22 protein-coding genes are annotated in these 26858 nt (G+C 60.6%); 9 read left to right on the forward strand and 13 right to left on the reverse strand.

Annotation, left to right across the window (positions count from 1 at the left end):
• Positions 1-9: 9 nt before the first annotated feature.
• Positions 10-1404, reverse strand: coding sequence for an L-serine ammonia-lyase (locus ACSOSP_RS35350; protein WP_455315279.1), 1395 nt, complete (start codon positions 1402-1404; stop codon positions 10-12).
• Between the two features lie 407 nt (positions 1405-1811).
• Here ACSOSP_RS35350 and ACSOSP_RS35355 point away from each other — a divergent pair, with 407 nt between their 5' ends.
• Positions 1812-1946 carry a hypothetical protein gene (locus ACSOSP_RS35355; RefSeq protein ID WP_455315280.1) on the forward strand — a complete coding sequence of 45 codons (135 nt, stop codon included), beginning with the start codon at positions 1812-1814 and terminating at the stop codon, positions 1944-1946.
• Between the two features lie 282 nt (positions 1947-2228).
• Complete coding sequence (locus ACSOSP_RS35360; RefSeq protein ID WP_455315281.1) at positions 2229-3335, forward strand: GlxA family transcriptional regulator; 1107 nt, start codon at positions 2229-2231, stop codon at positions 3333-3335.
• A gap of 51 nt (positions 3336-3386) precedes the next feature.
• On the opposite strand, the gene ACSOSP_RS35365 is transcribed toward ACSOSP_RS35360, so the two are convergent.
• The 4 genes from ACSOSP_RS35365 to ACSOSP_RS35380 all read right to left on the reverse strand — a co-directional run bounded on the left by ACSOSP_RS35365 (position 3387) and on the right by ACSOSP_RS35380 (position 7569).
• The gene (locus ACSOSP_RS35365; RefSeq protein WP_419177980.1) at positions 3387-4286 is read right to left on the reverse strand and encodes a choline ABC transporter substrate-binding protein; all 900 of its coding nucleotides are present in this window, start codon (positions 4284-4286) and stop codon (positions 3387-3389) included.
• 147 nt (positions 4287-4433) lie between these two features.
• The gene (locus ACSOSP_RS35370; RefSeq protein WP_455315282.1) at positions 4434-5438 is read right to left on the reverse strand and encodes a GlxA family transcriptional regulator; all 1005 of its coding nucleotides are present in this window, start codon (positions 5436-5438) and stop codon (positions 4434-4436) included.
• Between the two features lie 57 nt (positions 5439-5495).
• On the reverse strand, positions 5496-6398 hold the full coding sequence (gene choW / locus ACSOSP_RS35375; protein ID WP_062085271.1) for a choline ABC transporter permease subunit: 903 nt from the start codon (positions 6396-6398) through the stop codon (positions 5496-5498).
• A complete protein-coding gene (locus ACSOSP_RS35380; RefSeq protein WP_455315283.1) occupies positions 6391-7569 on the reverse strand; it encodes a quaternary amine ABC transporter ATP-binding protein in 1179 nt (392 codons plus the stop codon). Before ACSOSP_RS35380 ends, choW begins: the two co-directional genes overlap by 8 nt.
• A 463-nt stretch (positions 7570-8032) precedes the next feature.
• Between ACSOSP_RS35380 and ACSOSP_RS35385 the strand changes: the two genes are divergently transcribed.
• Positions 8033-10012: a methyl-accepting chemotaxis protein gene (locus tag ACSOSP_RS35385; RefSeq protein ID WP_455315284.1), complete on the forward strand. Its 1980-nt coding sequence runs from the start codon at positions 8033-8035 to the stop codon at positions 10010-10012.
• A gap of 61 nt (positions 10013-10073) precedes the next feature.
• Here ACSOSP_RS35385 and ACSOSP_RS35390 read toward each other — a convergent pair whose 3' ends face one another.
• The 4 genes from ACSOSP_RS35390 to ACSOSP_RS35405 all read right to left on the reverse strand — a co-directional run bounded on the left by ACSOSP_RS35390 (position 10074) and on the right by ACSOSP_RS35405 (position 12897).
• Positions 10074-10694 (reverse strand): flavin reductase family protein, encoded by a 621-nt coding sequence (locus ACSOSP_RS35390; RefSeq protein WP_455315285.1) that lies wholly within the window; start codon positions 10692-10694, stop codon positions 10074-10076.
• On the reverse strand, positions 10691-11590 hold the full coding sequence (locus tag ACSOSP_RS35395) for a 3-hydroxyacyl-CoA dehydrogenase family protein (RefSeq protein WP_455315423.1): 900 nt from the start codon (positions 11588-11590) through the stop codon (positions 10691-10693). The genes ACSOSP_RS35390 and ACSOSP_RS35395 overlap by 4 nt, the downstream gene beginning before the upstream one ends.
• A 294-nt stretch (positions 11591-11884) precedes the next feature.
• Positions 11885-12184, reverse strand: coding sequence for a hypothetical protein (locus ACSOSP_RS35400; RefSeq protein ID WP_455315286.1), 300 nt, complete (start codon positions 12182-12184; stop codon positions 11885-11887).
• A 560-nt stretch (positions 12185-12744) separates the two neighbouring features.
• Positions 12745-12897 carry a hypothetical protein gene (locus ACSOSP_RS35405; RefSeq protein ID WP_200878703.1) on the reverse strand — a complete coding sequence of 51 codons (153 nt, stop codon included), beginning with the start codon at positions 12895-12897 and terminating at the stop codon, positions 12745-12747.
• A gap of 490 nt (positions 12898-13387) precedes the next feature.
• Between ACSOSP_RS35405 and ACSOSP_RS35410 the strand changes: the two genes are divergently transcribed.
• The 3 genes from ACSOSP_RS35410 (at position 13388) to ACSOSP_RS35420 (ending at position 18518) form a co-directional block, all read left to right on the forward strand.
• Positions 13388-15442 (forward strand): FUSC family protein, encoded by a 2055-nt coding sequence (locus tag ACSOSP_RS35410; RefSeq protein ID WP_455315287.1) that lies wholly within the window; start codon positions 13388-13390, stop codon positions 15440-15442.
• Positions 15443-15993: 551 nt separating this feature from the next.
• Positions 15994-17340 (forward strand): MFS transporter, encoded by a 1347-nt coding sequence (locus tag ACSOSP_RS35415; RefSeq protein WP_455315288.1) that lies wholly within the window; start codon positions 15994-15996, stop codon positions 17338-17340.
• Positions 17341-17420: 80 nt separating this feature from the next.
• On the forward strand, positions 17421-18518 hold the full coding sequence (locus tag ACSOSP_RS35420) for a porin (RefSeq protein WP_455315289.1): 1098 nt from the start codon (positions 17421-17423) through the stop codon (positions 18516-18518).
• 106 nt (positions 18519-18624) lie between these two features.
• Here ACSOSP_RS35420 and ACSOSP_RS35425 read toward each other — a convergent pair whose 3' ends face one another.
• The 3 genes from ACSOSP_RS35425 to ACSOSP_RS35435 are packed head-to-tail and all read right to left on the reverse strand — an operon-like array spanning position 18625 to position 22443.
• Positions 18625-19977 carry a DUF3100 domain-containing protein gene (locus ACSOSP_RS35425; RefSeq protein ID WP_455315290.1) on the reverse strand — a complete coding sequence of 451 codons (1353 nt, stop codon included), beginning with the start codon at positions 19975-19977 and terminating at the stop codon, positions 18625-18627.
• Between the two features lie 55 nt (positions 19978-20032).
• Positions 20033-21544 carry an aldehyde dehydrogenase family protein gene (locus ACSOSP_RS35430; RefSeq protein WP_455315291.1) on the reverse strand — a complete coding sequence of 504 codons (1512 nt, stop codon included), beginning with the start codon at positions 21542-21544 and terminating at the stop codon, positions 20033-20035.
• Positions 21545-21573: 29 nt separating this feature from the next.
• The gene (locus ACSOSP_RS35435) at positions 21574-22443 is read right to left on the reverse strand and encodes an NAD(P)-dependent oxidoreductase (protein ID WP_455315292.1); all 870 of its coding nucleotides are present in this window, start codon (positions 22441-22443) and stop codon (positions 21574-21576) included.
• 178 nt (positions 22444-22621) lie between these two features.
• Between ACSOSP_RS35435 and ACSOSP_RS35440 the strand changes: the two genes are divergently transcribed.
• The 3 genes from ACSOSP_RS35440 (at position 22622) to ACSOSP_RS35450 (ending at position 25344) form a co-directional block, all read left to right on the forward strand.
• Positions 22622-23533, forward strand: coding sequence for a LysR family transcriptional regulator (locus ACSOSP_RS35440; protein WP_455315293.1), 912 nt, complete (start codon positions 22622-22624; stop codon positions 23531-23533).
• Positions 23534-23649: 116 nt separating this feature from the next.
• Entirely contained in the window at positions 23650-24447 is a 798-nt protein-coding gene (gene epsC, locus ACSOSP_RS35445; RefSeq protein ID WP_455315294.1) for a serine O-acetyltransferase EpsC, read from the forward strand.
• A gap of 9 nt (positions 24448-24456) precedes the next feature.
• Positions 24457-25344 (forward strand): VOC family protein, encoded by an 888-nt coding sequence (locus ACSOSP_RS35450; RefSeq protein ID WP_455315295.1) that lies wholly within the window; start codon positions 24457-24459, stop codon positions 25342-25344.
• 67 nt (positions 25345-25411) lie between these two features.
• On the opposite strand, the gene ACSOSP_RS35455 is transcribed toward ACSOSP_RS35450, so the two are convergent.
• A complete protein-coding gene (locus ACSOSP_RS35455; RefSeq protein WP_455315296.1) occupies positions 25412-26815 on the reverse strand; it encodes a hypothetical protein in 1404 nt (467 codons plus the stop codon).
• Positions 26816-26858: the final 43 nt, after the last annotated feature.

Raw genomic sequence — 26858 nt, forward strand, 5'->3', positions numbered from 1 at the left:
ACCTAAAAATCAGCACTCGATGACGTTCACGGCCAACCCGCCGCGTGACGTCTCCTTGTATTTCGTCTTCATGTCCGCGCCGGTTTCGCGCATGGTCTTGATCACGTTGTCGAGCGACACGTAGTGCGTGCCGTCCCCCTTCATCGCCATGCGCGCCGCGTTGAGCGCCTTGATCGCGCCCATCGCATTGCGTTCTATGCACGGGATCTGCACGAGCCCGCCAACGGGGTCGCAGGTCATGCCGAGGTTGTGTTCCATGCCGATCTCGGCGGCGTTCTCGACTTGCGTCGGCGTACCGCCCATGACGGCGGCGAGCGCTGCTGCGGCCATCGAGCACGCCACGCCGACTTCGCCCTGGCAGCCGACTTCGGCGCCGGAGATGGACGCCGTTTCCTTGTAGATGATCCCGATAGCCGCCGCGGTCAGCAGGAACGTGACGATGCCCTCGTCGGTCGAGTTGTGCATGAACTTCACGTAGTAGTGCAGCACTGCGGGGATCACGCCGGCCGCGCCGTTCGTGGGTGCGGTCACCACGCGGCCACCGGCGGCGTTCTCCTCGTTCACGGCCATCGCGTAGAGATTGACCCAGTCGAGCATGGAGAGCGGATCGCGCAACGACTCTTCGGAATGCTTGCGCAACTGCGCGGAGAGGTCGGCCGCACGACGCTTCACGTGCATCGGGCCGGGCAATTCGCCGCGCACCTTGCAGCCGCGTTCCACGCACGCGGCCATCACGCGCCAGATCGCGAGCAAGCCGTCGCGCACTTCACGTTCGGGGCGCGAGGCGGATTCGTTAAGCATCGTGATCTCTGCAATCGATAAACCTGTCTCGCGGCACACGCGCATCAGGTCGTCGCCGGTGCGAAACGGATGCGGTACGCCACCGCCCGCTTGCACGCCATTCACCCGCGTGCCTTCGCTGTTGATCACGAAACCGCCGCCGACCGAGTAGTACTCTTTTTCGACGACGAGCTGGCCGTTTTCATCGAAGGCCTGGAAGCGCATGCCGTTCGGATGCACGACGCTCGACCCCGGCGCGCCCGGCATCAGCTTGCGAAAGAAACCTATGTGCTCGCGCTCGTCGAATTTAACCGCCTGCTTGCCGAGCAGGTTCAGGCTCTTGCACTCGCGGATCTCCCGCAGACGCGGCTCGATCACATCCGGATCAATCGTGTCGGGGAGATTGCCTTCGAGTCCAAGCAGCACGGCTTTATCGGTGCCATGACCCTTGCCGGTCGCGCCCAGCGAGCCGAACAAATCCACCCGCACACGGCGCACGAACGCGAGCAGGTTTGCGTCTTCGATATGCGAAGCGAAGCGGCACGCTGCGATCATCGGGCCGACCGTGTGCGAACTTGACGGACCGATGCCGATCTTGAACAGATCGAAAACGCTAACGTTCATGGGGTGCCTTGTCGGTGGACTGCATGGGATTTCACTAGGTAGCCATTGCACCCCATGCCAATTTCGGCTGATAGAACAAAAACGGCATGCTCGTGGGATGGCGGCGTCAGTGCGGCAACACGGGCGGACGGCAAGGCGCTTTAGCGATGATCGGCGGCGAAAACCGGCATGGCACAGCACAAGAAGATGAAACACACCAAGACTGGTACGCGGCGTAATGCGATAAATCGGGCAGGAATGAAGGCGGAAAATCGGCGCAAGAATGACGTGTCGGCGGTATACAACACTTTCAGCATGGGACTTATTTACCCTTCGGGGTTCAACAATCGCTGCGATACACTGTGTCGGCATCTTCGAATGCGCTCGAATCAACCAGTCACCAAACTCTCGCCCATCAGGTTCATCCCATGAACAATATTCTGAAGAAAGTCCTCGCGGTCTTTATCGTTGCGGCTGTTGCTGCGCCGGCTGTGTCGTATGCAAAGCCGCATCATCATCACAAATACACGAAGGCCAAGCACGTCGACCACGCTGCTCATTAATTGGGCCACCAAGCCAAAATCGAGCTCGTACTAAATCGGCCTTGATGCTTAAAAAATAGCCGGCAGACAGCTGACTATCGGAGACGGCTTGCCCTGATCAGGGCAAGCCGTTTTCCGTTCTGCATTCCGTGCAAGGCTTATCAAACCCACGGCGTCACGATGACCGCGTAAATCCCGGTATTTCAGACCGGTTAATGACGGTGATATGCTGATTGATTACCGGGTGGCCATGTCGCCCATCCCCTATGGCCCGAATGACGGCTGCACATCTCTGGCAAGCGCATGAATCCCGCTGACCTTCTTCCCCCTCAATCGCCCGACACGGCGTCCAAACAGCGCATCCGTTTTGGCATTGTGTTGCTGCCGAATTTCACGCTGACGGCGTTTTCCGGTTTCGTCGATTTATTGCGCCTGTCGGCCGATGAAGGCGATTTCAGCAAGCCTGTGCGCTGCTCGTGGAGCGTGATCGGGGAAACGCTTGCGCCGGTGCGCGCGAGTTGCGGCATCCAGATCACGCCTTGGGAAACCTTCGAGAAAGCGGAGCCCTTCGACTACGTGGTGGTTGTGGGCGGCCTGCTGCATTCCGGCGCGGGCGCGAGCGATGCCACGCTGCAATTCATCCGCCGTGCCGCGACCACGGACGCGACGCTTGTCGGAATCTGCACGGGTGTGTTTTCCCTGATGCGGGCGGGCGTGCTGGATGGTTACCGCATCTGCGTGAGCTGGTTCCACTACTGGGATTTCGTCGAGCGTTTTCCGGGCGTGAATGAGGAGATGCTGGTCGCCGACCGTTTGTTCGTGATGGATCACCGTCGCATTACGTGCTCGGGCGGACGGGCATCCATTGATGTTGCCGCAGCTATCCTGCTGCGGCATTTCGAGGCCGCCACGGTGCAAAAGGCGTTGCGCATCTTGCTGGTGGACGACATGCAGAAGGGCAACGCGCCGCAGCCGCATCCGCCGGGGCTTGCACCTGCCACGCATCCGAAAGTAAAGCGGGCAATCCTGCTGATGGAACAGCATGTGGGGCGTTCGTTGACGCTCGATGAGCTTGCACACAAACTGGATTTATCGACGCGGCAACTGGAGCGTTTGTTCAAGGCGGAGACCGGCAAGGCGCCGCAGGCCTACGCGAAGCAGGTCAGGTTGCGGACCGCTGCCTGGTTGCTGACGAGTTCGGACAAGACGGTGGCGGACATTGCATCGAGTTGCGGTTTTTCCGATGCGTCGCATTTGGGGCGGGAATTCAGGAAGCAGTTCGGGCTTCCACCGATGATGTACCGCGAGCAGCGTGGCACGGCAACACCCGACGATGCCGCGAGCACCGCGACGCTCGACCTTGCCGCGGATTTCGATGAGACTTTTCCGGGGCGAGCCCAGGCTATCTAGATTTTTGTCACCCGCGCCAGCAGACCCCACGGTCCACCGGCGCGAACAAAGTTACTGCGCCGCTACATACGCCTTCACAGCCGGCAATCCATCCTTGCCGTCAAACGTCTTCACCCCTGCCAGCCACTTATCCAGCACAGCCGGATTCGCCTTCAGCCACTGCTTCGCGGCAACATTCGGATCGGTCTTGTTCATGATCGGCGTCATCACATGATTCTCGATGTCCGTCGAAAAGCGCAGGTTATCGACCAGCTTCGCCACGTTCGGGCAGCGCGCGGCATAATCCGGCGGCGTTACCGTCAGCACCTTGGCTTCGCCATAGTTCGGTCCGAAGACATCGTCGCCGCCACTGAGGTAATCGATTTTCATCGTCACGTTCATCGGATGCGGTTCCCAACCCAGGAACACAATCCACTTCTTCTCGCGAATCGCGCGGCCTACTTCCACCAGCATGCCGGCCTCGCTCGACTCGACCATCTTGAACTTGCCAAGCCCATACTGATTCGAATCGATCATTTTCTTGATCAATGCGTTACCGTCATTACCCGGCTCGATGCCGTAGATCTTGCCGTCAAGCTTGTCGTAGTTCTTGGCGATATCGGCGAAAGATTTCAGGCCGCCGTTATACGCATAGTCCGGCACCGCCAACGTGTATTTCGCGCCCGTCAGGTTAGGCGCCGGCAATACCTTGACTTGGCCCGCCTTCTGGAACGGATCGACAATGGGGTCCATCGTCGGTGACCAGTAGCCCAGGAATACGTCGATCTGCTTGTTCTTGATACCGGCAAACGTGATAGGAACCGACGCGATGGTCTTCGTCGGCTTGTATCCGAGGCCCTGCAGCACGGTGGTCGCCAGACCCGTGGTCGCGGCAATATCGGTCCAGCCCACATCGGCGAAACGGACGTTCTGGCACGTGGCCGGATCAGCCGCGAACGCGCCGCCGGACATCGTGACATTCAGCAAGACAGCCAGCGCGCACGATGACGCGATTCCGTGAAGTTTCATGTTTTCTCCCTATTTTGGAAACTGCCAGACACGACGATGCCGCGCCCCAATGAGCGCACCACGTCTAAAAACGGATCACTAAAAGGATCACTAAGCCGACTGCCTGCGCTCAATACTCGGCGCGTGGCCAAACTGCGCGCGGTACGCCTTGCTGAAATGACACGGCGAATGAAAGCCGCACACAGCGGTTACACGCGAGATCGATGCATCGGTATTGCGCAGCAGCTCACGCGCTCGCCGCAGCCGCAGCGTGAGGTAATAATGCGTCGGCGAAACACTCAGGAACATCTTGAACATGCGCTGCAAGTGGCGCTGCGAAAGCTTCACCAGCCGCGCGAGCTCTTCAAGCGATAAAGGCTCTTCAATGTTCGCCTCCATCAGCCGCACCACCTCGATCAGCTCGGCACGCGAAAAACCCACACGCGCATCAACAGGAATGTGCTGGTAATCGGTCGTGCCGCGAATCCGCTCCACGATGAACTGCTCGGACACCTGCGCCGCATGCGCCTGCCCGAGCCGCTGCCCAACCAGGTTCAGCATCAGGTCGAGCGGCGCGGTCCCGCCCGTGCAGGTCACGCGGTCACGGTCGATCACGAAGAGTTCATCGGCGAATCGCACGTCGGGGAAACGCTTGTGCAACGGCGACATGTCCTCCCAGTGCACCGTGCATCGATACCCATCCAGTAAGTTCGCCGCGAGCAACGCATACGCGCCCGTGCACACGCCGCCAAGCGGCACGCCTTGCGCCGCGACGTGCTGCAGCAATGCGATCACCTTGTCATCCACGTAATCGCGCACATGCCAGCCCGCGCAGACGATCAGCACGTCCGGCGTGCCCGCTTCGGCCAGCGTTTTCGTCGGCTTCACGGTAATGCCGTTGCTCGCGCGCGCCGGTTCGCCGTCCGGGGTGATCACCGACCATGTGTAGTGCTCGGCCCGGCCGACGTAGTTCGCCATGCGCAACACTTCGATGGCGCTGGTGAACGCGATCATCGAAAAATTAGGCAGCGTCAGGAACCCGAAGTGCGCAAGCTTCGATAACGGTGAATTCTCAGGAGGGTGAATCCTGTCCGGCACCATCGCATCGCGTTTCATCGGGTTTTTATCCTTGAGCCCTGGCCTGGCTTTACGTCTACTTCGCTGCCTGATTGCTTAGCTTTGCTGCGCAGCCGGTGCGCGGCGCACGCGCATCACGCTGCGAAGCCCCGACAGCAGCGGCGCCCGCGCCATACCCGGCGACCGGCCAAAGCTTTCCGTGATGCGGTCAAGAATGATCGCGAGCAGCACCACCGACAAACCGCTCTCAAACCCCAGCCCGATATCCAGCCGCTGAATACTCGCCAGCACGTCGTTGCCCAGACCGCCGGCGCCGACCATCGAAGCGATGATCACCATGGACAGCGCCATCATGATGGTCTGGTTGACGCCGGTCATGATGGACGGCAACGCGTTCGGAAACTGCACCTTGTAAAGCAGTTGCCACGGCGTGCAGCCGAATGCCTGACCCGCCTCCACGATCTCGCGGTTCACATGCTTGATACCCAGCGACGTCAAACGCACAGCAGGCGGCATGGCGAAGATAACCGTGGACAAGATCCCCGGGACGCGGCCAAGACCAAACAGCATGGCAGCCGGAATCAGGTACACGAAAGCCGGCATGGTCTGCATCAGGTCGAGCACCGGACGCACGATCGTCTCGATGGTCTTGCTCTTCGCCGTCCAGATTCCGAGCGGAATGCCGAGCAGCAAACTGATCAAGGTGGCGGACAGTGTCAGGCCGAGCGTGATCACCATCTCGTCCCAGAAGCCGGTGGCGTAGATCAGCAGCAACGACAGCAACGTGAATAGCGCAAAGCGCCAGCCGACGCGCCACAAGCCGATGCCGACGAAGATCGCCATCATCAGCCACATGGGGATGGACTGCAGGCCGTGTTCGATCAGCGCGGCGAAGCTCTCGATGACTTTACCGATAGCGTCGAAGGTGTTTGCATCGTGGTCGAGCAGGTATTTGACACCGTGATCGACCCACGTACCGAGCGGGATAATTTCAGACATGGGAACCTCGATGCCGAGTCAGAGCCTTGAGAACATTCGTCTTGTTGACCGAACCACAATACGATCCATCCGCGTCCACCACCGGCAGCGGCGCACGGCTGTTGACCACCCGGCTGACGACAACGTCGAGCGGCGTGGTGCGCTGGATGCATTCAATGAGATTGATTTCCGGCGATGCCTGCCCGATCGCGTCGCGGCACACGAAGCCGCGAATCTTGCGCTCGTGGTCCATCACGAACGCGTAGTCGGCGCTGCCGTTGAGCGCCTGCGAGACACTCGATGCGTCGATCTGCGAACCGTGCTTCATCAACGGCACCACGTCCGTCTGCATCAGGTCGCCGGCGGTCAGGTATCGGCTGGTGTCGATCCCTTCGAAGAACGCCCGCACGTAGTCGTCTGCGGGGTTCGAGATGATTTCCTGGGGCGTACCGATCTGCACCACCTTGCCGCCTTCCATGATCGCGATGCGCGTGCCAATGCGCAGGGCTTCCTCCAGATCGTGCGACACGAACATGATCGTGCGCTGCTGTTCGCGTTGCAGATCGAGCAGCACGTTCTGCATTTCCTTGCGCTTCAACGGATCGAGCGCGGAGAATGCCTCGTCCATGATCATCAGCGACGGGTTCACGGCCAGCGCCCGCGCCAGGCCCACGCGCTGCTGCATTCCGCCCGACAACTGGGCCGGCAGCTTCTGCGCGAACGGCGCCAGACCCACTTGCTCCAGCACGGCCATCGCGCGTTTCTCGCGTTCCTTGCGCCCGATACCCGCCACTTCCAGCCCGAACGCCGCATTCGACAACACTGTGCGTTGCGGCATCAGCGCAAACGACTGGAACACCATGCTCATGTCCTTGCGGCGCAGCGACGTGAGCTCGGAACGCGGCACGGACGCCACGTCGCGGCCATCGATCAGCACCTTGCCGGCGGTCGGTTCGACCAGCCGGTTGATGAGGCGGATCAGTGTCGATTTGCCTGAACCCGACAGGCCCATCAGCACGAAAATCTCGCCTTCCTTCACTTCGAAGGACACGTTATGGACGCCGACAATCTGTCCGGTGCGGGCGAAAACTTCTTCCTTCGTTGCGCCGCCGGCAAGCATGTCGATCGCCTGCTTCGGGCTCGTGCCGAACACCTTGCACAGGTTTTCGACCACGACCTTGTGGGAATTCATCGAACGCTCTCCTGGTTGGCGGACGTGCGTCCGCGCTCTGCATACATAGTTGCCAGAAAAAAGTGCGGGTTGCCGACTATTTCCGACAGTCACATGTGGAAATACGACACTCCGATTTGCCATTTTTGGCGGATCAAAAGCCGGAGGCTTGTGGGGCAAGGGTTTGCGGGCAGTGCGGGGCCGATTTTGGCGTTTTTTTACATGTCGCGCCAGAGCAAGTGGACGGTCGATTCGTAAAGTTTTTTTGGGCTTATTTGAGTTTTAGACGCTGTGTCGTTCGGGTTGCGGCCGCTTTTTCCGTCCGGCTCATCATATTCCAGGATTGTGGCCGGATGGACGATGTCGGGATTTGGCTGCTTTGAGAGCGTGCGTAAGGGACGCGGTGGAACCGCGGCGATCAAGAATCGCGAGCCGATGCCGTTAACCCTTCATATCCCCTACATTTCGTTCATCCGGTTCATCCATGTCTCTATTCAACATCCGCCGGGCAAGTGTCGGTGCGAAATTCGCCATCCTCGCTTGTGCACTCGCGGCCACGGTCGTAGCCGGGTTTACCATCGCGGTCACGCATCTGGCGGGTGAGCAAATCGACGCGCAGGCGCTCGAACGCATGGACGACGACAACCGCGCGATCGGCACGATGATCCGCCTCTACGACAAGGCCGTCAGCGCCGAAGTCGAGCGCTACATGACGCTCTTTTCGAGCTTCCTGCCCACGGATTTCGCGCTCGATGAAACGCAGAAGGTGGATATCGGTGGCGTGGCGACACCCACATTCAAGGCCGGCGACAAGCCGATGAACCTCGATTTCTCGATTCCCGACCAGTTCCTCGAACGCAGCGGCGCCATCGCGACGGTGTTTGCGCGCACCGGCGACGATTTCGTGCGCGTGACGACATCGCTGAAGAAGCAGGACGGCGCACGCGCGATCGGTACGCTGCTCGACCGCAAGGGCCCGGCGTACGCGCTCATGCTGGACGGGAAACGCTTTATCGGCATGGCAACGCTCTTCGGCAAGCAGTACATCACCGAGTACAAGCCCGTCACCGATGCGTCGGGACGCGTGATCGGCGCATTGTTTGTTGGCGTGGACGTCACGCCGGAAGTTGCAACGCTGCAGCAGAACATCCGCGACCTGACGATCGGCCAGAACGGCTACTTCTTCGTTATCGATGCCTCGAACGGGCCGAATCGCGGCAAGCTGCTCGTACATCCGGGATTGGGCGGTCCTGCAACTGGTACCGCCGCCCCGCTCGCCGATGAACGCATCGCGCCTTTCAAGCAGATGCTCGACGCGAAAGAAGGCCGTCTTTCCTTCGACGCCCCCGAGATACCCGACGCCGCCGATCCCAAGGTGCACGGCGGCGCGAAGGAGATCGTGTTTCGCACGGTGCCGGAATGGCAATGGCTGATCGGCGGGATTGCGTATCGCGACGAATTGCTCGCGGGCGTGCGCGCCACGCGCAACCGCTTCCTGCTGATCGGGCTGATCGTGATCGCCGCGTTCGTGGCCGTGCTGCTCGTCGCGGTCGCGAGGCTGGTGGGCCGGCCGCTCGCGCAACTGACGCAAGCCTCCGAACGCATCGCGGCGGGCGATCTGAGCGTGCGGCTCGCGACCACGCGGGAGGACGATATCGGCCGGCTGATGATTGCCATCGACGGCATTGCGACCGGCCTTGCGCGCATCGTGACGCAGGTGCGCAGCGCGTCGGCGGATATGTCGGACGGCACAGGACGGATGGCGGCGGGCAGCAGCGACATCTCGCTGCGCATCGCGACGCAGGCCAGCAGTCTCGAAGAAACGGCGGCGAGCATGGAGCAGATCACGTCCACCGTGCAGCAAAACGCCGCCAATACGGCGCAGGCGGATCAGCTCGTGGCATCGGCATCCGATGCAGCGCGCGCCGGTGGCGAAGCGGTCGGCCGGGTCGTTGCGACGATGGGTGAAATCGACGCGTCAGCGCGCAAGATTTCAGACATCACGTCAGTGATCGAAAGCATCGCGTTCCAGACCAACATCCTCGCATTGAACGCGGCCGTGGAGGCGGCGCGGGCCGGCGAGCACGGCAGGGGTTTTGCCGTGGTGGCGTCGGAAGTGCGCGCGCTGGCTCAGCGCAGCGCCGCGGCGGTGAAGGAGATCGAGGCGCTGATCGCGGTATCGGTTGGCCGCGTCGCCGATGGTTACCGGATCGCCGAAGAAGCCCGCGGCACGATGAACGGGATCGTGGAGCGCGTCGCGCGGGTGAACACGATCATTGGCGAGATCAGCGTGGCGTCGCGTGAGCAATCGAGCGGCATCGAGCAGGTGAACCTTGCCGTGGCGCAGATCGGCGAAGCGACTCAGCAGAATGCGGCGCTGGTTGGAGAAGCAGAACAATCGACCGCCGGCTTGCTCGAGCAGGCCGAACAGTTGAGCCGTGCGGTGAGCGTGTTCCGGCTTTGATTTCCGAGGCCGATGATCCGAGCGCTCCAGCCCGAAATAGACGCGGCGGCTTGGACAATCACTAGCCCGGCCTGATCATCTCGAACATTTCACCGATACCCGCGTAGTCCCCGCGATACCCCGCACGCATGATGGGCTGTGCGGCGGCGGTATCGAAGAGACCGTCCTTCAGGAACTCGCGCCGGATATGCACGCCAACCACTTGCCCAAGCGCGAGCCAGTTGTTCATCGGCGTGCCGTCCAGTGACTTCAGCCGCACGACCTGCAACAACTTGCATTCGAGCGCGGCCGGCGACTCCGCCACATGCGGCACGGCCACGTTCACGCCAGGCGCTTTGGTGAGTCCCGCCAGCTCGAATTCATCGATTTCGTGGGGCACGGTCGCGGATGTCCGGTTCATCTTCTCGGCAAGCGGCTTGCTCGTCAGATTCCACACGAATTCACCGGTCGTTTCGATGTTTGCGATGCTGTCCTTGAACCCCTCGCTCGAGAACCCGATGATGTGCGGGAACGAAGCGAACGCGCCGAAAAAACTGTAGGGCGCGAGGTTCACATGGCCGTCCGGGTCGCAGCTCGAAATCCAGCCGATCACCCGCGGCGCGACGATCGCCTTGAACGGATCGTGGCGTAACCGGTGGCCCTCGTCGGGATGGTAGAAATGGTCGGCGTTGCTGTCGCTCATGAGTGCTTTCCGGTCTTCTTTGCAGTGTGATGGATCAGGCGCTTGCGCCCTTGTCTGACTCGCGAATGGTGTGCGTCGTCCCATTCGTAAAACCCTTGCCCGCTACGCACGCCTACCCGCCCTTTCTGCACATGCTCCCGCATCAACTGCAACACGTCTTCGTCCTTGGCGAGCTCGGGCATCAGGTGCGAGCCGATATCCAGCAAGGTATCCAGGCCACCGAGATCCGCGCTTTCCAGCGGTCCGACCATGCCATAGCGCCGCCCGAGTGACGCCTTCATCACGGTATCGACCACTTCCGGCGTCGCCGCGCCCGAGCGCACGATGGCGAGCGCCTCGCGCAGCACAGCGAACTGCAGGCGGTTGCCTACAAATCCTGGTATTGCCTTCGTCAGCACAACGGGTTCCATGCCGATCGCCGTCATGAGTTCAGCCGTGCGGCGCGTGACATCCGGATCGGTTTCGGTGCCCGGGACGACTTCAACCAGCGGAATGGTATGCGGCGGATTCCAGAAATGCGCGATCACAAAACGCGCCTTGTTTTGCAGCACCTGGGCGAGCAGATCCGGCGGAAAGCCGCTCGTGTTGCTCGCGAAAATAGCGTCGTCGCGCAACAGCGGTTCAAGCGCTCGGTACGTACGGTTCTTCAGTTCGAGCACCTCCGGAATGGCTTCCACGATGAAACCCGCCGTGGCCACGCGCGCGAGTTGGTCTGTCGTTTCAATACGCGCGAGTACGCCCTGTTTATCCTGTGCATCGAAGACGCCGGCGTCGATCAATTCGTCGAGGATCGCTTCCGCTTTGCCATGCACCGATGCAAGGCGCGCGGCGTCTATGTCGTGAACGATGGTCGGATAGCCATGCAGCGCCGCTTGCGTCGCAATGCCGACGCCCATCAAGCCGCTGCCCACCACGCCGATAGTGATTTGATTCAAATTTTCCCCGCAATGCTTAAATTCCGAGCTTCGATTCGACAGCCTGTTCGGGTCCTGGAGAGACACGTCGAAGCCGTCCGATGCGGCTCAAGGCCGCCACCAAGGATAGCGCAGCGCCTTCAATCGCGCGGGACAGCAGATGGCCTATGACTTGAAGCAGGTCTCCCCGTCCAGGCCGGCAAAAGCACTGAGCAAAAAAAAACCGGCTCCCCTTGCGGGAAGCCGGTTTTTACAACAAGAACCTGTGGCCGGTGATTAGCCGTGGTGATCCGGACCGTGGTCGTCGTGGTGATATGCGTGCGATGGACCATGGTCATGCGGGTGGTGACGCATCCATTCGTCGCGCTGCCAGTAGCGGTGACCATCCCAATAACGGTCGCCATGCCAGCCGAGGTTGATCACCACGGCGGCCTGCACCATGTGCGGTTGCGCATAAGCTTGCTCAGGCACGGGTCCGTGGATCATCCCGTTATCGACTTGCGCGAACGCAGTTGTTGCGGTCAAGAGCGCGCCGCCGGTCAGCATCGCAGCCAGGATTGAGCGTGAGGTATTCATGACTATTCTCCCTTTTCAGCTTGATTTCGTTTAAGAACGCGCGGTCGGCCGAAACGAAATGCCGTTGGCTGATGTGTGTCAGGTGCCGCGTCGTTGAAACCACTTTAGCGGGGCGTAAGGTTGCACGACGTGAGCGCTTGTAAGTGTTCGTATCAACGGTTTCGGCGCGTCCTGACTGCATCGGAATTTTTCAAGCCATTGATTTCAATCGACTTTGCGTCTGTCCGACATAGCAAGCTGGAACTATTTCGCCCGGCGGCGTGTAAGCAATGAAAATATGAAATCGAGGATTGGCCGAGTCGAGCGCCGAGAGAGCAAAACGGGGAGATGATCGGGGAAGCATGCGCCGAGCGGCGCCGGAGAGGGATATCGCGCAAAAACGACCAGATGGCCGTGCAGTCCCTAAGGACAAATGTGGCGATCGATGAAACTATCAAGCTAGAAAAACTACATAACCCACAACAACGAAAGCAGACGGACCGCAGTACGAAAAAACCTTGTCAAGCACAAATCAACAACATTTCAGTTTTTCCAACGGTCCGGCCTGCCTTCCTTACAGCTCACAGACGAATACCCATGATCGTGCCGCGCGACTTGCGAATGCGCTCTGCTTCTTGCTGACGCGCTTGGTACGAGTAGTCCGAATCCAACGGCAGATGCGGCGATTCAAACAACGATGCGAATTTTTGCAGCAATGCGAAGAGGTAGCTCATGTCAAACTCCAGGTAAGTGGTCAAGGGTTATCCCTTAGATGTCATTATAGGGTTTTCACTAGCTGATTTCTAGTGCAACGCAACATTTCTTCTGTAGTTTTTCTACATAATTGCGTTTCCGCCACATACCGGGGTCATTGATCCGTCTGAAATCAGTAGGAATTACAGGATTGCGAGCCCCGCGGCGGTAAGCGGAACGCAGTGAGAAACGGCGCCTGAAGAGCCTGGGGCACCGGAGACATTTTTGGCTGGATTCACAGCAACTTTTTTGGATCCGATTTTTGTGCTTCGAAAATTAGTCCGCAACCGCCTCGCACCACCGAACCGACGTCCAGGACGCTCGATCGGATAGCAGCGATCACGCACGTCATGCTTTAGCCACCCGATTACCGGCATCCACCACTTGATAAGCCAGGCCATGTTCCGCCTTCGCAATTTTCACCGGCAGTCACGACACGCGGCAAGCCGCCGCACTAAAGCGTTCTCCCGAATGCTGGATTCCATTGCGCGCCATCGGCCCGTCTGGATGGTCTCGTTCGCGTTGAGCCAGGCCGACCTGTCCGAAGGGCTGCGGGCGGCGTTCGCATCGACCGCCATGCTGCTTCTCGGCAACCTGTTGCACATGCCCGAGTTCTCGTGGGCCGCCATCGGCGCGTTCTGGACTTGTCTCGCCGATGCCGCCGGTTCGAACCGCATGCGATTCGCGTCCATGACGGGCTTCGCGGTGCTGTCGACCGTTTGTGGCGGACTGAGCGCGTATGCGTCAGGCGTGGGTATTCTGGCCGCGGCTGTCGCCGTGCTGGTCTTTTCATCTCTCGGCGCGCTCGCACGCGTGTGGGGCGCGGCGTCCGCCCAGGTCGCGATTCTCGCGGCCACTGCGTGCGTGGTGATGGTGGACAAACCCGTCCATGGATCGCGCCACGAATTGCGTTTTCTCGCGCTCTACTTCGTGGGCTGCCTGTTCGCGACGGTGCTCAGCTTCACCGTGTGGCGGATTCACCCGTTCGGCGCAAGCCGCGCGGCCATGCGATCGGCGTATACGAGCCTCGCGGACATCGCGAGCGACGGCGCACGGCTGCTCAAGCGAGACAGCGCGGGCTTCGGCGAATGGGCCTCGCACGCTTCGCGCTTTCGGGGCAAGGCGCGCAGTGATATCGAATTGGCGCGCAAGGCGCTCGCCCGCGTGCCGTCATCGAAAACGGACCGGCAGGACACGTACGACATGCTGCTGCTCGCGCTAGCCGACAGCGAGCGGATCTTCGCGTACCTCATCGCAGTCACCGATGCCTGCGAGCGCGGCCATCAACGCCTGCCCAACCTGCCGCGCGCGATGCGCGTGCTCGAGGCGTTCGCCGAAGTCCTCGCGCGGCTCGCACGCTCCATTGCCGACAAACCCTGGGAGCCGCCCACCGCTTTGCGCGAGCGGCTGCAGGCGCTCGCTCGCCAGCTTGAGGTTGCGTTGGGCGAGACCGTGTCGCTGAGTTTCGATGTCGACTTCAGCGAGCTCGAATCGCCGGCTCGGCGACGCGCAAGCGTGTGGTCCGCCGCGCTCACGACCTTGCAACGCGGTGTGGAAACCTTGAAGGCGAATGCATCGACGCAATCGATAGGCGCACGCCATGCAGCTCGCGTCGGCGTGGCCGCAACGGCGGCCTTTCTGACCGTCAGGCTGCTGCATCTGCCCTTCGGGTATTGGGCAACGATGGCAACGCTCCTGATCCTGCAGCCGTCGATTGCGACGAGCTGGCCGCGCAGTATCGAACGGGCGGCGGGGAGCATTGTCGGCGGATTGCTGGCGGCGGCCATTGGGCTGGTCGTTCATTCGCCGATAGCGATCTCGCTGGTGGTGTTCCCGCTGGTCTGCGCGACGATGGCCTTGCGGCCCGTCAGCTATAGCTTGTTCGTGCTGTTCATCACCCCGGCGTTTGTGCTGGTCGCCGACTTTGCAGCGCCTGGGGGCGCCGAGCTTGCCTACGCCGTGACACGGTTGGAGAACAATGTGTTCGGCTGCGTGATTGCGTTGCTCGCAACCTTTCTTCTCTGGCCAAGCCGCGAACCCAGCCGCTTCAGCGACCGGTTGGCAAAGGCCGTGGCGGCGAACCTTGGCTATCTTGGCGCGTCGCTAGGACGTGGCGAAGACGGTGAGATCGAACTGGAGCGTCTACGGCGTGCAGCGGGTCTGGCGAGCAATAACGCGGAAGAGGTGTTGGCCCGACTGAGGCTGGAAAAACTCGATACGAGCAACGACGACCGGACCGGCTCGACCGCTCTCGCGCTGTTGCGACGCGTGGCGGGCACGGCGACTCGAGCTCGTTTTGGCCGTGCGGGCGCCGCGCCGAACCGGGACCTTGCGGCGTGGGTTGAGGGTGTTGGCAAGGGTATCGAAGCGCGGATCGGGTTGGGAGGTGACGCGGGTACCGATGCTCAGGAGAGCTTTCCGAAACACGGCCTCTCGCTGCTCGAAGCGGATGCGGTCAATCAGGTCGTGCTGCTGCGCCGGTTGTTGATCGAACACGCCGAGGGTCTGAAACTCGATGAGGTTTGAGCAGGACAGGCGCACCGGCCGTTTTGGATCGCCTGAATCGAAGATCACTTGAGAAGCCGCGTCTTCACGCCCGATTTGCGCGACAAGGTTCCATCCGTAGACAAGGTCATTATCTCTAAAATACTTCGCGGGCATTATCTCAAAATAATCGGATAAGCATTGACAAGGTAACCGGGACTGAATTTCCCACATTTCGGCACCATGCACCTTGCATCGACAAATCGAATTACCTGAAATAAAGTGCGTTTAAGCCGTTCACGCGGAATGCAATTTAATCGCCCCGACAAGTTAAGGATCCAGCAGCAGCCAAGCACAGTTGGATGCACGCGAAGGCGTGCCTCGGCGGTGGCTGATCGCATACAGGACGGGCATCGCGGACATTGAACAGATGCAACACCACATCGCAATAACGCCGGGCTTTCGCAATCCAATCTCCCTCTGCAAGCATGTCGATGTCAACAAATTTCACAAATATCGATTAGGGAAGCTGAATCCCAATATTAACAAGTGTTAATTGTTTCAGTCACATTTAGATTGGAAGGACGCATTAAATGACCGATACCACGCCGGATATCCAACCTGATACCGTTTCAGATGAAAACAAGTCTGCACGCGTTTCTCGACAGCCAGCAAGCCGCAAGCGCTGGCTGATTGCGATGTTGTTGTTTGTCACCGTGGTAATCAACTATCTGGACCGCAGCAATCTGTCGATTGTGGCGCCTGAACTGATGCGCGAGCTCGCCATCAGTCCCGTCCAGGCCGGCTGGATTTTCTCGGCGTTCGGCTGGACCTATGCCGCCATGCAGATCCCCGGCGGCTGGCTGGTGGACCGCGTGCCGCCGCGCCTTCTGTATGCGCTCGCGCTTGCGTCCTGGTCACTGGCAACGGTGACCATGGGTTTCGTCGGCAGTGTTGCGGGGTTATTCGGCTTGCGGCTCGCGGTAGGCGCGCTGGAAGCCCCGGCTTATCCCATCAACAGCCGCGTTGTCACTACCTGGTTCCCCGAACGCGAACGCGCCTCGGCAATCGGAATCTATACGTCCGGCCAGTTTGTCGGACTGGCGTTCCTCACGCCCGTGCTGGCCTGGCTGCAGCATCGATACGGCTGGCACGTCGTCTTCATCGGCACGGGCGCGGCGGGAATTATATGGGCCGCAGTCTGGTATGCCGTGTACCGGGAACCACGGCGCTTCAAAGGCGCCAATCGCGCCGAAATAGAACTGATCAGCGAAGGCGGCGGCCTGGTCGACCTCGGGCACACGAGGGCAGTCCAGGCGTCGGGGTTCAATCCGGCAGGGCTTCAAGTCGTATTGAGCAAGCGCAAGCTGTGGGGGATTTATCTCGGCCAGTATGCGGTCAGTTCCACGCTGTGGTTCTTCCTCACCTGGTTTCCGACGTATCTGGTCAAGTATCGCGGCATGGATTTCATCAAATCAGGATTCCTTACTTCTCTGCCATTTCTCGCGGCTTTTTGCGGTGTCATCAGTGCGGGCCTGTTTTCCGACTGGCTGATCCGCAAAGGCGCCAGTGTTGGTTTTGCCCGTAAATTCCCGATCATCTCGGGCCTGCTGATATCGACCTGCATCGTTGGCGCCAACTACACCGACTCGAGCGCATGGGTCATTTTCTTCATGGTGGTCGCGTTTTTCGGCAATGGCTTCGCATCCATCACATGGTCACTGGTGACGTCGCTGGCCCCCGAGAACATGTTGGGCCTCACGGGCGGCGTATTTAATTTTGTCGGCAATCTGGCTGCCGTCTCGACACCGCTCGCCATCGGCTACCTGGCCAGCGGCAGCAATTTTGCACCGGCCATCACGTATGTGGCCAGCGTGGCGTTGCTGGGGGCGCTTTCGTACATCTTTCTGGTCGGGAAAGTGGAGCGAATCAAGCCATGACGGGACGCCGATTACACGGGCCACCCCCCGTAGTCACGCCCCTTTAGCCGTGTCCCTTTGATCACGCAAATAAACACAGCATGATGAAGAATTTCTTGCCAATAGGCGTAGCCACTGCCTTGATTTGCGGCGCGGCCCATGCGCAATCGAGCGTCCAGTTGTATGGAGCTCTGGACATAGGCGTGGACTATGCCAATCATTCCGGTACCGAAAATAGCGGCGTGGTACGCGTTGATTCAGGCACGCTCTACGGCAACAGATGGGGCATACGGGGGGCTGAAGATCTAGGCGGGGGTCTCAAAACCCTATTTACGGCCGAGAGCGGCTTCGCCCTGAACAACGGCGCCAGCACGCAGGGGGGCCTGCTCTTCGGACGGCAGATTTTCGTTGGCCTGCAAAACCGGTTAGGAACACTAACCATAGGACGCCAGTACACAATCGATACAGATCTTGCTTCATACCACGCCAATGTAGCCTCCCGTGCCAACAACTACACCGGTCTTTCACACTGGGTGGATCGCCTGGCGGACCGGGTCAATAACGCCATCAAATACCAAACCGGTAGTCTGAACGGATTCACCTTCGCAGGGCAATATGGCTTCGGCGGAATCGCGGGCAACAGTGCGGCCATGCGCATACTCAACGCCGGCGGCAACTACAGCAACGGGCCTCTTGGATTGGGGGCAACCTATCTGCGCATCAACAATGTGGATGGCAAGCGCCTGAGCGGAGTCGCCGTCGTGGATGGACAATATGTTCTTGGTCCTGCGACGGTGCATCTGGCCTATACGGACACCCGAAGTACCGCAGCAAACACGCTCTGTTTTTCCACCTGCGCAGCACGGCCTGATCAGGTCGTGCGCACGATCGAGGCCGGGCTCGATTACTACGCAACGCCCGCGGCCAGGTTTTACGCTGGCGGTGCTTACACCCGGATCAGCAACGACCTGGCCGGCAACGCCTTTCAGTTCAACCTGTCTGGATTTCATGCGCTCTCGAAACGCACCGAAGTGTACGTGCTGGCGGGATACACCCGGACCACCGGCCTGGGCGGATTTTCCCGCGTCATGGTGGGCGCCCCCGATCTGGGGCCAACCGCTTTTGCCTCAAACGCGCAAGGCACACCCGATAACGGAAACCAGCTGGGTTTGCGCATTGGCATGACTCACAAGTTCTAGTCTGGGCGAAGCGCCAGCTTCAAACATGGCGATAGCTTGGATGAGCGAAGAGCGACCAGAAAGCGCCATCACAGGAAAATGACGGCGCTATCGAAACACCATCGTCCTACACGTGGAAGATCTGAGCCACCAGCGTAGCGCCTAGAAACGTCCCGGCATTCGCGACGAACGACACCAGCACGATGCGCCAGCCGAGCCTGCGAAACGCCGGAATATCCTTCGCAATCGACAAGCCCGCGAACGTCAGCATCGGCGTTGTTATGCCGAGGAAATCGTTCTGCGCGCTATACGCCGATATCTGCGATGCCCAGGGACACAGCGGTGAGGTCATGAACATCGCGACGATCGACACCCAGCAGACCGCAGGAATCTTGCGCCCGGTCACGGTGTAGATGGCATCGCCGACAATGGTCGCGAGCACCATGATCAGCATACCCGGAAGCCCCATGAGCGGCGTGGTGCCATGGGTGATCCAGTCGCAGCCGAGCGCGAACACAGCGGTGACGCCCCATGCGAGCAGCTTGCCGCGATAGCCAAGTTGAGGCGCGGCCGTTTCAACATCGCCCAGCTTCGGACGGGACTTTTCAATCGCCTCCGATGCATCGGAAGCCTTGCTCGTCCGCCCGATCAAAGGCTCGAGCAAGCGATATCCCCACACGGCCATCGGCAGCGAAATGAACAGCGTGAAATACGTGCCGATCGTCGTCGTGATGAGGTTGCTGGCGGCAGCGAATGTAAGAACCGTCTTCGCCATTTCAGGCGTCTGCTGCGCGGCGATAGCGCCAGAGGCAGCGGCCATCATGCTGCCCGAGCCGACGCCTGAACCCATCGCAAGCGCCAGGGGATGGAAGATGTTCAGGCTTGCCACGAAGCCCGCCAGGATCGCGATAAAGACCGCGCCGAACACGGTACCCGTCAAATATTCAGCCAGCACGCCTCGCCCTTCAGGAGAGTCCATGCCGTACTTCTCGCCGATGATCGCAAGGCTCGGCTCACGCCCAACCGAGAACGTCGCGCCGATCGCTTCCCGCTTGATACCGAGCAGCAATGCAAGCGGAAGTCCCAGCAGGATCGTGCCGACGAAGTGGCCGAGTTCCTGAAACGCCAGCGCCCAGCCGGCAGCTGCAAGCTTCGGCAACGCACCGCCGACCAACAGTCCCAGCTTGGCGACGAACAGCAAAAGCGCAGGCTGCAAGATCGCTGCTGCAAGGAACTGCGTCTTCACGTCAAGCCGTGCAGCGCCGCTCCATCGCTCACTCGCGAGTCCCAAGGCAGCGCCCAGCAACAGCGCCCAGATCATGGGCAACAAGACGACTTTCCCCGGCCCGACCTTGAACGTAAACGAGCCGATGAACTCGGCTATCAACAGGATGATCGCCGCATAGAGAAACAGCTTTGCGCTCCTTAATCCACTACCGCCACCACTACCCCGTTGCTGCGCGGCCAACGTACTGTCCATTGTTATCTCCCTGTTGCCCTCTCGCGTTTCATTAGCGGCGAGAGGACACGTTGCTCTACAAATAGCCGAACGTCGTGGCCGGGTCTCTGGCGGTTTCCACCCAGACGCTCTTGGTCTGCGTGTACTCGTACAACGCTTCAACACCGCTGGATCGTCCGTACCCGCTCAAGCCATAACCGCCGAACGGGGACGCTACGTTGATGGTCTTGTAGCCATTGACCCAGAACGTTCCCGCGTTGACCTGCCCCGCCACCCGATGAGCCCGGCCCACATCGTTCGTCCACACCGCACCGGCCAGACCAAACTCGGTGTCATTCGCGATGTTAAGGGCTTCTTCCTCAGTATCGAAGGGAATTGCAGCGACAACCGGACCGAAGATTTCAGTACGCGCTACGTCCATCTCGTTCGTCACGTTCGACAACACAGTGGGTGACACGAAGTAGCCACCTGAGGACCTCTCAACCGATCCGGCCGCGAGCGTGGCGCCAGCCTGAACCCCGCTCGCGATCATCCTCATGATGTGCTCGTACTGCGTGCGATTATTGATGGGACCGACTTCGGTCGCGTCATCGAGCGGTGCGCCTACCTTGATCTTTTTCGCGCCCGCCGCAATCATGCCGACGAACTCGTCATAGATCGAACGCTGCACGAGCAGTCGCGAACCCGCGACGCAACTCTGGCCCGCACCGGCGAAGATCGCGGCCTGGGCGGTCAGCGCGGCGCGCTTGAGATCGGCATCGGCAAAGATGATGTTGGCGGACTTGCCGCCGAGTTCCAGCACACATGGCAGCACGCGTTTCGCGGCCGCTTCGGCAATGCGCACGCCGGTTGCAGGCGACCCGACGAACACAACCTTCTTCACGACCTTATGCGCGATGGCCGCTTGCGCAACGGTCTGGCCAAGGCCTGCAAGGACGTTAATGAGGCCCTTCGGCGCGCCCGCTTTCTCAGCAAGCAGTCCCACTACCAACGACGTGAACGGCGTCAGTTCCGATGGCTTCAGCAAGACGGCGTTGCCCATCGAGATGGCCGGTGCGACCTGCCATCCGCACGTGAAGACGGGTGCGTTCCAGGGCGTGATCTGCAGGACCGTGCCAGCCGGTTCGCGACGCGTGTAGTTCAGGTGCGAGGTTGGAACGGGAATGACATCGCCGTAGAACTTGTCCGCCCAGCCGCCGTAGTACTCGAACATCTCGGCGACTTTCGCCACTTCGCCGCGGCAGTCGCGAATCGGCTTGCCCGAACCCAGTGACTCGAGACGGGCGATACTCTCCGCGTTGTTGCGCAACTCACGCGCGATCTCGAACATGACGCGTCCACGCGCGGCATGCGTCAATGCCCACCATTGTTTCTGGGCGCGCTGCGCTGCGTCGGCAGCAAGTTCCACCACCGCCGCGCCGCCGTCCTTGTAGGCGAGGCTCGGCTTGCCCGTCGCAGCGTCGTATAACTGGATCAGCTCACCCGTGCCTTCGACCAACTCGCCGCCGACAAATGATCCAATCGTCCTGGCGTTCGGGAAGAAATGCGCGAAGGCGGCTAAAAGGTTTTCTGCCGCGTTGTTTTCCATATCTGGCTCCATGTCTTACTCGTCCTGACTTATTTCCGTTCGATAAACTGAACGATGCGGTTGAAGTCTTCCGCATCGCCAATCGATTGGGCGCTGTCCGCCCACAACCGCCCCGCTTCCTCGGCAATCGGTGCGTCGATGTTCTGGCTACGCAGCAAGTCCATTGCGAGGCGAACATCCTTGCGCATCAGCTTCATCGTGAAGCCTGAATCGAACTTGTCGGTGAAGATCCACGTGGGGTAGTTCGTGAGCGTTGCGCTGTTGCGCCCGGAGCCGCCGTTGAGCGCTTCAACCAGTTTCTCGGGATCGACACCGGCCGCTTTCGCTGTGCGAACCGCCTCGCTGGTGGCAAGCAAGTGCACGCCCGTCAGCAGGTTGTTGATGATCTTCGTCACGTGTCCCGCACCGACAGGTCCTACATGCACCCGCTTCGCGCTCATGACCGCGAGAATCGGCTCGACAGCCGCGACATCTTCGCCGGAACCGCCCAGCACCATGGTCATGGTCGCGGTCGCCGCGCCCTTCGGACCACCGCTGACGGGACCATCGACGAAACCAACGTTCACTTCAGCCAACGCTGCCGCCACCTTGCGCGTGCTGTTGGGCTCGGCCGTGGTGGTGTCGACCACGATGAGGCCAGGCTTGGCGCTTGCCGCCACGCCACCCGGGCCGAGCACCACCTCTTCCACAATCGCCGATGTAGGCAGCGAAAGAATGAGGACGTCCGAATCGCGCGTGATGTCGGCAATGGATGGGCGCTCGGACACGCCCTCTGCGTCGAGCTTGCTAGCGACGCCGGGCGACGCGTCGAAGCCGAGCACCGTGTAGCCGCCGCGCTTGAGCGAAAGGGCCATTCCGCGCCCCATGTTTCCGAGTCCGATGACCCCGACCGTCTTCATAAATCCACTCCGTAGCGAATACGCCGTCGATCGGATAGAGCAGATCTTCCGGTCGGCGAACGTGTTTTGGAGTTGTCATCTTCGACCGGCGAGCCCCTATAATCAATCAGCGCCAATATTGAGAATGTTCTAATTATTAGAACGCTACGACTGTCAGAAACCCCGGGAACCCCGCGCAATGGCCGACAACCTGACTGAAAGCCGAATCGTCTATTTTTTCGAAGCCGTTCGTTGCGGGACCATCCGCGCCGCCGCTGACTGGCTCGACGTCGCGCCGTCCGCGGTCAGCCGGCAGATCGGCTTGCTCGAAACGGAACTGGACGTGGCGCTGATCGAGCGGCACGCTCGCGGAGTCAAGCCGACGGAAGCCGGCCAGTACCTGATCGAATATTTCCGCGAACAGCTCGCGCATAAAGACGACCTCATATCGCGGCTGCAGGAGCTACGCGGGTTGCGGACCGGGAACGTCAATGTGATCCTTGGCGAGGGTTTTGTTTCCGATGTCCTTGCCGGTCCCATCCAGCATTTCTGCAGGCAATATCCCGGCATCAAGCTCAATCTGGACCTCGGCAGCACGAACGATGTCATGCGCCGGATCTCAGAAGACGAAGGCGAGATCGGGCTGGTCTACAACCCGCCGGGCGATCCGAAAATTGTTTCTCGCGCGATCAAGCGGCAACCGATGATGGCGATTGTCAAACCGAACTTCCTGCGCGGGAGCAAAACGAAATCCATGAGCGTGCAGGAGCTCGCCACCTACCCGATTGCCGCGACCCATCCCACCTATGGCACCCGCCAAATGCTTCAGGCAGTCGAGTTTGCAGAGAAGATTCGCCTCGAGCCAGTTGTCACGACCAATTCGATCGGCCTCCTAAAGCAGTTTGCGATGTCCGGTCTCGGCCTGGTCGTGCTGCCCGCGTTCGCCGTGACCATGGAAGTGGAAGCAGGTGCGCTCCTCGCCATCGAGATCGATCATCCGATCCTGATGAAAGCCGAGGCGCATCTTGTGACCCGTGTGGGACGGAAGTTGTCGGTGGCGTCGAACAGGATGCTGCAGTTGATGTCGTCGCAGATGCAGGCGTTTCGGTAAGCGCGATGTGCGTGAAACCCGATCGCTCAGCATCTAATTTTTAGAACAATTTTGCCCATGCCGGGCATCGCTCGTTCAATTTTCGCGGTGGACACTGTCGTGACAGGAGACAGACCTTGATCAACACCGATCCCGCTGCGCTTTGGCAAACCATCCGCGCAGAAGCGGAACACGAAGCACAGGCCCGGCCCGCCATGCAGCGTTACTTCGACGCTTGCGTCCTGCGGCACGAAACATTCGGAGAGGCCTTCGCCGCGCTGCTTGCCGCCGACTTGATGCGCTCGGACGCAACCCTGCCCGACATGGCCGCCGAATTCAGCGCCGTCATCAAGCAGACCGGTAGCGACGCAAGCGCCGCCGCCGATGTTCACAAGATCGCCTCGTCCAACCCGGCTTGCCCGAACGCGCTGACCGCGTTTTTATCGTTTCGGGGGATCCACGCCATTCAGTCTCATCGCATTGCAAACGCTCATTGGCTTGCCGGTGAAAAGACGTTCGCCGTTCTTCTGCAGAACTGGGGCGCGAAGTCTTATAACGTCGACATCCATCCGGCGGCCAGGATTGGCAAAGGCCTGTTTGTCGATCACGCGATGGGCATTGTGATTGGCGAGACCGCGGTCGTTGAAGACGAGGTCAGCATGTGGCACGGCGTTACGCTCGGAAGCACGTTTGCCGAAGCCGGAGACCGGCACCCGAAGGTTCGGCGCGGCGCAACGCTCGCCGCCCACGCGATCATTCTTGGCAACATCGAGATAGGCGAAGGCGCAGTGATTGCGGCGGGCAGCGTGGTTCGTACGTCGATTCCCGCGGGGATGGTGGCAGCAGGCGTTCCAGCGAAGGTCATCAAGGCGGTTTCGGGCACGTATGCGGCCATCACTGCTCCCTCTGCTTCTTCCTCTTCCTCGAATAGCTAGGATTCCAAAATGATTCCACTGCATCAGCATCGCCTGGGTATTGACCATCCGGTGGTTTCTGTCAGGAATCATCCGGCGGCCGTCGAGCATTACTCCAAGCTCGGCTTCTCGCCCAGTCCTCTTTCCTATCACCCTTGGGGGTCGGTGCTGACGCTGATGATGTTCGAGAATAATTTCATCGAACTCATTGGTATCGATGATGCGTCGAAGTTCGGCACGAACGCCGTCGATGGCTTCTGCTACGGACGAACGCTAGGCCAGTTCCTCGATCGCTCCGAAGGCCTTGGACTGCTTGCGCTTCACAGCAAGGATATCGAAGGCGACTTTGCAGCCGTCAAGGCGGCCGGGCTGCCCGTGCAGCAGCGCGTGGACTTCCGGCGCAAGCTGATCAAGGCAGACGGCACGCCCGATGAAGCGGTGGTCTCGCTCGGCATGGTGATGGACCCTGATCTGGGCGATGTATCCAACTTCCTGTGCCAGCAGCATCGGCCGGAGTTCATCTGGAGGAAGGATTGGCAGGATCATCCGAACGGCGCGAATGCGGTCAATGAAGTCATTTATGTCGCAGAGGAACCCGGGGTACTCGAAGCGCGTTGGGCGAAGCTGTTCGGGGCGGAGAACACGTCGCGGATCGACGGGCATGTCGAAGCCGACACGGGTTGTGGACGCGTAGTGGCCTTGACGCGTTCACAGGCACTCGAACGTTTTGCTTGCGTCGGTTTGCCGGTGAGCTACACGGACAAACCCCACGGGTTCGCGCTTCAGATTCGCGTTCGCGACTTGCGCGCCGCAGAACGCATCCTGTCGGAAAACGGCGTCGTGCATGGCGAAACGGCTCGCGGCGTTGCTGTCGCTCCCGAAGCCGCCGGTAATACGATTATCGAATTCGTCGAGTGATGGGGATCAGTGCGCGGACGAAGCCTCTTTTAGCTTGCGGTGCGCTTTGTCCACGCGCGTTTCAATATCAATGCGATTTGCTCTGAGCCCGCTTCGCGGCGCGGCTATGCGACTCGGCGTCCTGATTCTTGCTAGCAGCGGATGCGTTCGCATTGCCCCGGTTCGGAACCTCGATGGTGTCGGAATCGGTATCGAAGAAAGACGCCAGCGTGGCCTGCTGGGTCAGCATCAATTGCTCGATGCGCTGCTGCTGGGCCGTGTTTTCGCGCGCCAGCCGAGCCAGCGCGACGGCCTGCGCCACACCCGCCGCAACCGTCACGATCAACACGCAGACCACGATCACGAAGATAGCTTTGACTCGTCGCGACAAGACCGCCGCCGCGCCGCGCTGATCCGCGATCACGGCATACAGCGCGTCGATGGTGTCAGCGTACGCGCTCGCGCGGGCGGTATCGAGTTCTGACGTTTCGCGGGATGGCGCTTGTGGGGTGCTTGAGGCGCCCGTGCGCGTCCGGCGGTCATCGTCGATTAATGCAGCCGCGAGCGATTGCGGCTGCACGCGGTGGGGAGTTGCCGCGGCTCGTGCGGCGTCGCGCGGGGACGCGGATGTGACTGGCTTCGTAGCGGCGCTCGCGGCGTTCGGTGTGCTTGAGGTCTTCGATGCATTCAGTGCGCTTGGGGTGTTCGATGCGTTCGGCGTACTCGGCATGCTCGATGCATCCGGCGAGCCGCTCGGACGTTGCGTGTCGGCACCGGTGCGCCCATCTGTGTGTTCCACCGCCTCAATTTCTGGCGTTGCGACGGTCGGCGACGGTTCAGTGATCGACACGTTTCGGGCAGCACCTCTGGACCGCGCCGCAGACGCGCGCTTGCTTGAACCCTGCGCGTTCCCTTCACCCGATGTCGCCACTAACGTTACGTCCTGCGCGCCGTCGTCCAGCGGCTCGGGCCGGACCGGCCCGGCGACGACTTCATGGGGTGCGGGAACATCGTCGAACTCAAGTTCCAGCGATGCAGCGTCGGCCGCCTGGCTATCCTGCGTCGTCGCCGCATCATCGCGCGACACGGCAACGCTCGACACACCCGCACTGTCCACCGATAACGCCCCGGTGCGCCACGCCCGCACCACGCCGAACGATCCGTCCTCGCCCGGCACAGCTGCCATGAAAACCTCAGGCAACTCGAAGCCGGGCAACGAAGATTGGCGGATATCGGTATTCAACGCCTGGAGCGTGGCGCGCTCAGCGTCTTCGGCGAACAGATCGAGCGTGGGCGCGCCGTAGGGCGCCCGGCTCAGCAACGCGAGGCGCTGCGCCGAGCGTGCGGCGCGGGCGAGCTTGGCATCGGCATCTGATTCAGCCGGACGGCCAGCAGACTTGGATTTGGAAACGGAAGTGGAAGCACCATCGGTACGATGCGAACCAGCGGCATCAGCAACCTGCAGAGCGGGATTTACGGCGGAATCTGGCATAAGTCGATGATTGACAGCGTGGGCAGACGCAACCCGGGCGGCT

It is taken from the genome of Caballeronia sp. KNU42 (assembly GCF_053760385.1).

Coding starts and splice junctions, on each gene's coding strand:
- ACSOSP_RS35440 (WP_455315293.1), top strand. CDS start 22,622: ATGGCCGACAACCTGACTGAAAGCCGAATCGTCTATTTTTTCGAAGCC.
- ACSOSP_RS35450 (WP_455315295.1), top strand. CDS start 24,457: ATGATTCCACTGCATCAGCATCGCCTGGGTATTGACCATCCGGTGGTT.
- ACSOSP_RS35390 (WP_455315285.1), bottom strand. CDS start 10,694: ATGAGCGACAGCAACGCCGACCATTTCTACCATCCCGACGAGGGCCAC.
- ACSOSP_RS35420 (WP_455315289.1), top strand. CDS start 17,421: ATGATGAAGAATTTCTTGCCAATAGGCGTAGCCACTGCCTTGATTTGC.
- ACSOSP_RS35360 (WP_455315281.1), top strand. CDS start 2,229: ATGAATCCCGCTGACCTTCTTCCCCCTCAATCGCCCGACACGGCGTCC.
- ACSOSP_RS35350 (WP_455315279.1), bottom strand. CDS start 1,404: ATGAACGTTAGCGTTTTCGATCTGTTCAAGATCGGCATCGGTCCGTCA.
- ACSOSP_RS35405 (WP_200878703.1), bottom strand. CDS start 12,897: ATGAGCTACCTCTTCGCATTGCTGCAAAAATTCGCATCGTTGTTTGAA.
- ACSOSP_RS35455 (WP_455315296.1), bottom strand. CDS start 26,815: ATGCCAGATTCCGCCGTAAATCCCGCTCTGCAGGTTGCTGATGCCGCT.
- ACSOSP_RS35430 (WP_455315291.1), bottom strand. CDS start 21,544: ATGGAAAACAACGCGGCAGAAAACCTTTTAGCCGCCTTCGCGCATTTC.
- choW (WP_062085271.1), bottom strand. CDS start 6,398: ATGTCTGAAATTATCCCGCTCGGTACGTGGGTCGATCACGGTGTCAAA.
- ACSOSP_RS35410 (WP_455315287.1), top strand. CDS start 13,388: ATGCTGGATTCCATTGCGCGCCATCGGCCCGTCTGGATGGTCTCGTTC.
- ACSOSP_RS35365 (WP_419177980.1), bottom strand. CDS start 4,286: ATGTCCGGCGGCGCGTTCGCGGCTGATCCGGCCACGTGCCAGAACGTC.
- ACSOSP_RS35415 (WP_455315288.1), top strand. CDS start 15,994: ATGACCGATACCACGCCGGATATCCAACCTGATACCGTTTCAGATGAA.
- ACSOSP_RS35380 (WP_455315283.1), bottom strand. CDS start 7,569: ATGAATTCCCACAAGGTCGTGGTCGAAAACCTGTGCAAGGTGTTCGGC.
- ACSOSP_RS35370 (WP_455315282.1), bottom strand. CDS start 5,438: ATGAAACGCGATGCGATGGTGCCGGACAGGATTCACCCTCCTGAGAAT.
- ACSOSP_RS35400 (WP_455315286.1), bottom strand. CDS start 12,184: ATGAATACCTCACGCTCAATCCTGGCTGCGATGCTGACCGGCGGCGCG.
- ACSOSP_RS35395 (WP_455315423.1), bottom strand. CDS start 11,590: ATGGGCGTCGGCATTGCGACGCAAGCGGCGCTGCATGGCTATCCGACC.
- ACSOSP_RS35435 (WP_455315292.1), bottom strand. CDS start 22,443: ATGAAGACGGTCGGGGTCATCGGACTCGGAAACATGGGGCGCGGAATG.
- ACSOSP_RS35385 (WP_455315284.1), top strand. CDS start 8,033: ATGTCTCTATTCAACATCCGCCGGGCAAGTGTCGGTGCGAAATTCGCC.
- ACSOSP_RS35355 (WP_455315280.1), top strand. CDS start 1,812: ATGAACAATATTCTGAAGAAAGTCCTCGCGGTCTTTATCGTTGCGGCT.
- ACSOSP_RS35425 (WP_455315290.1), bottom strand. CDS start 19,977: ATGGACAGTACGTTGGCCGCGCAGCAACGGGGTAGTGGTGGCGGTAGT.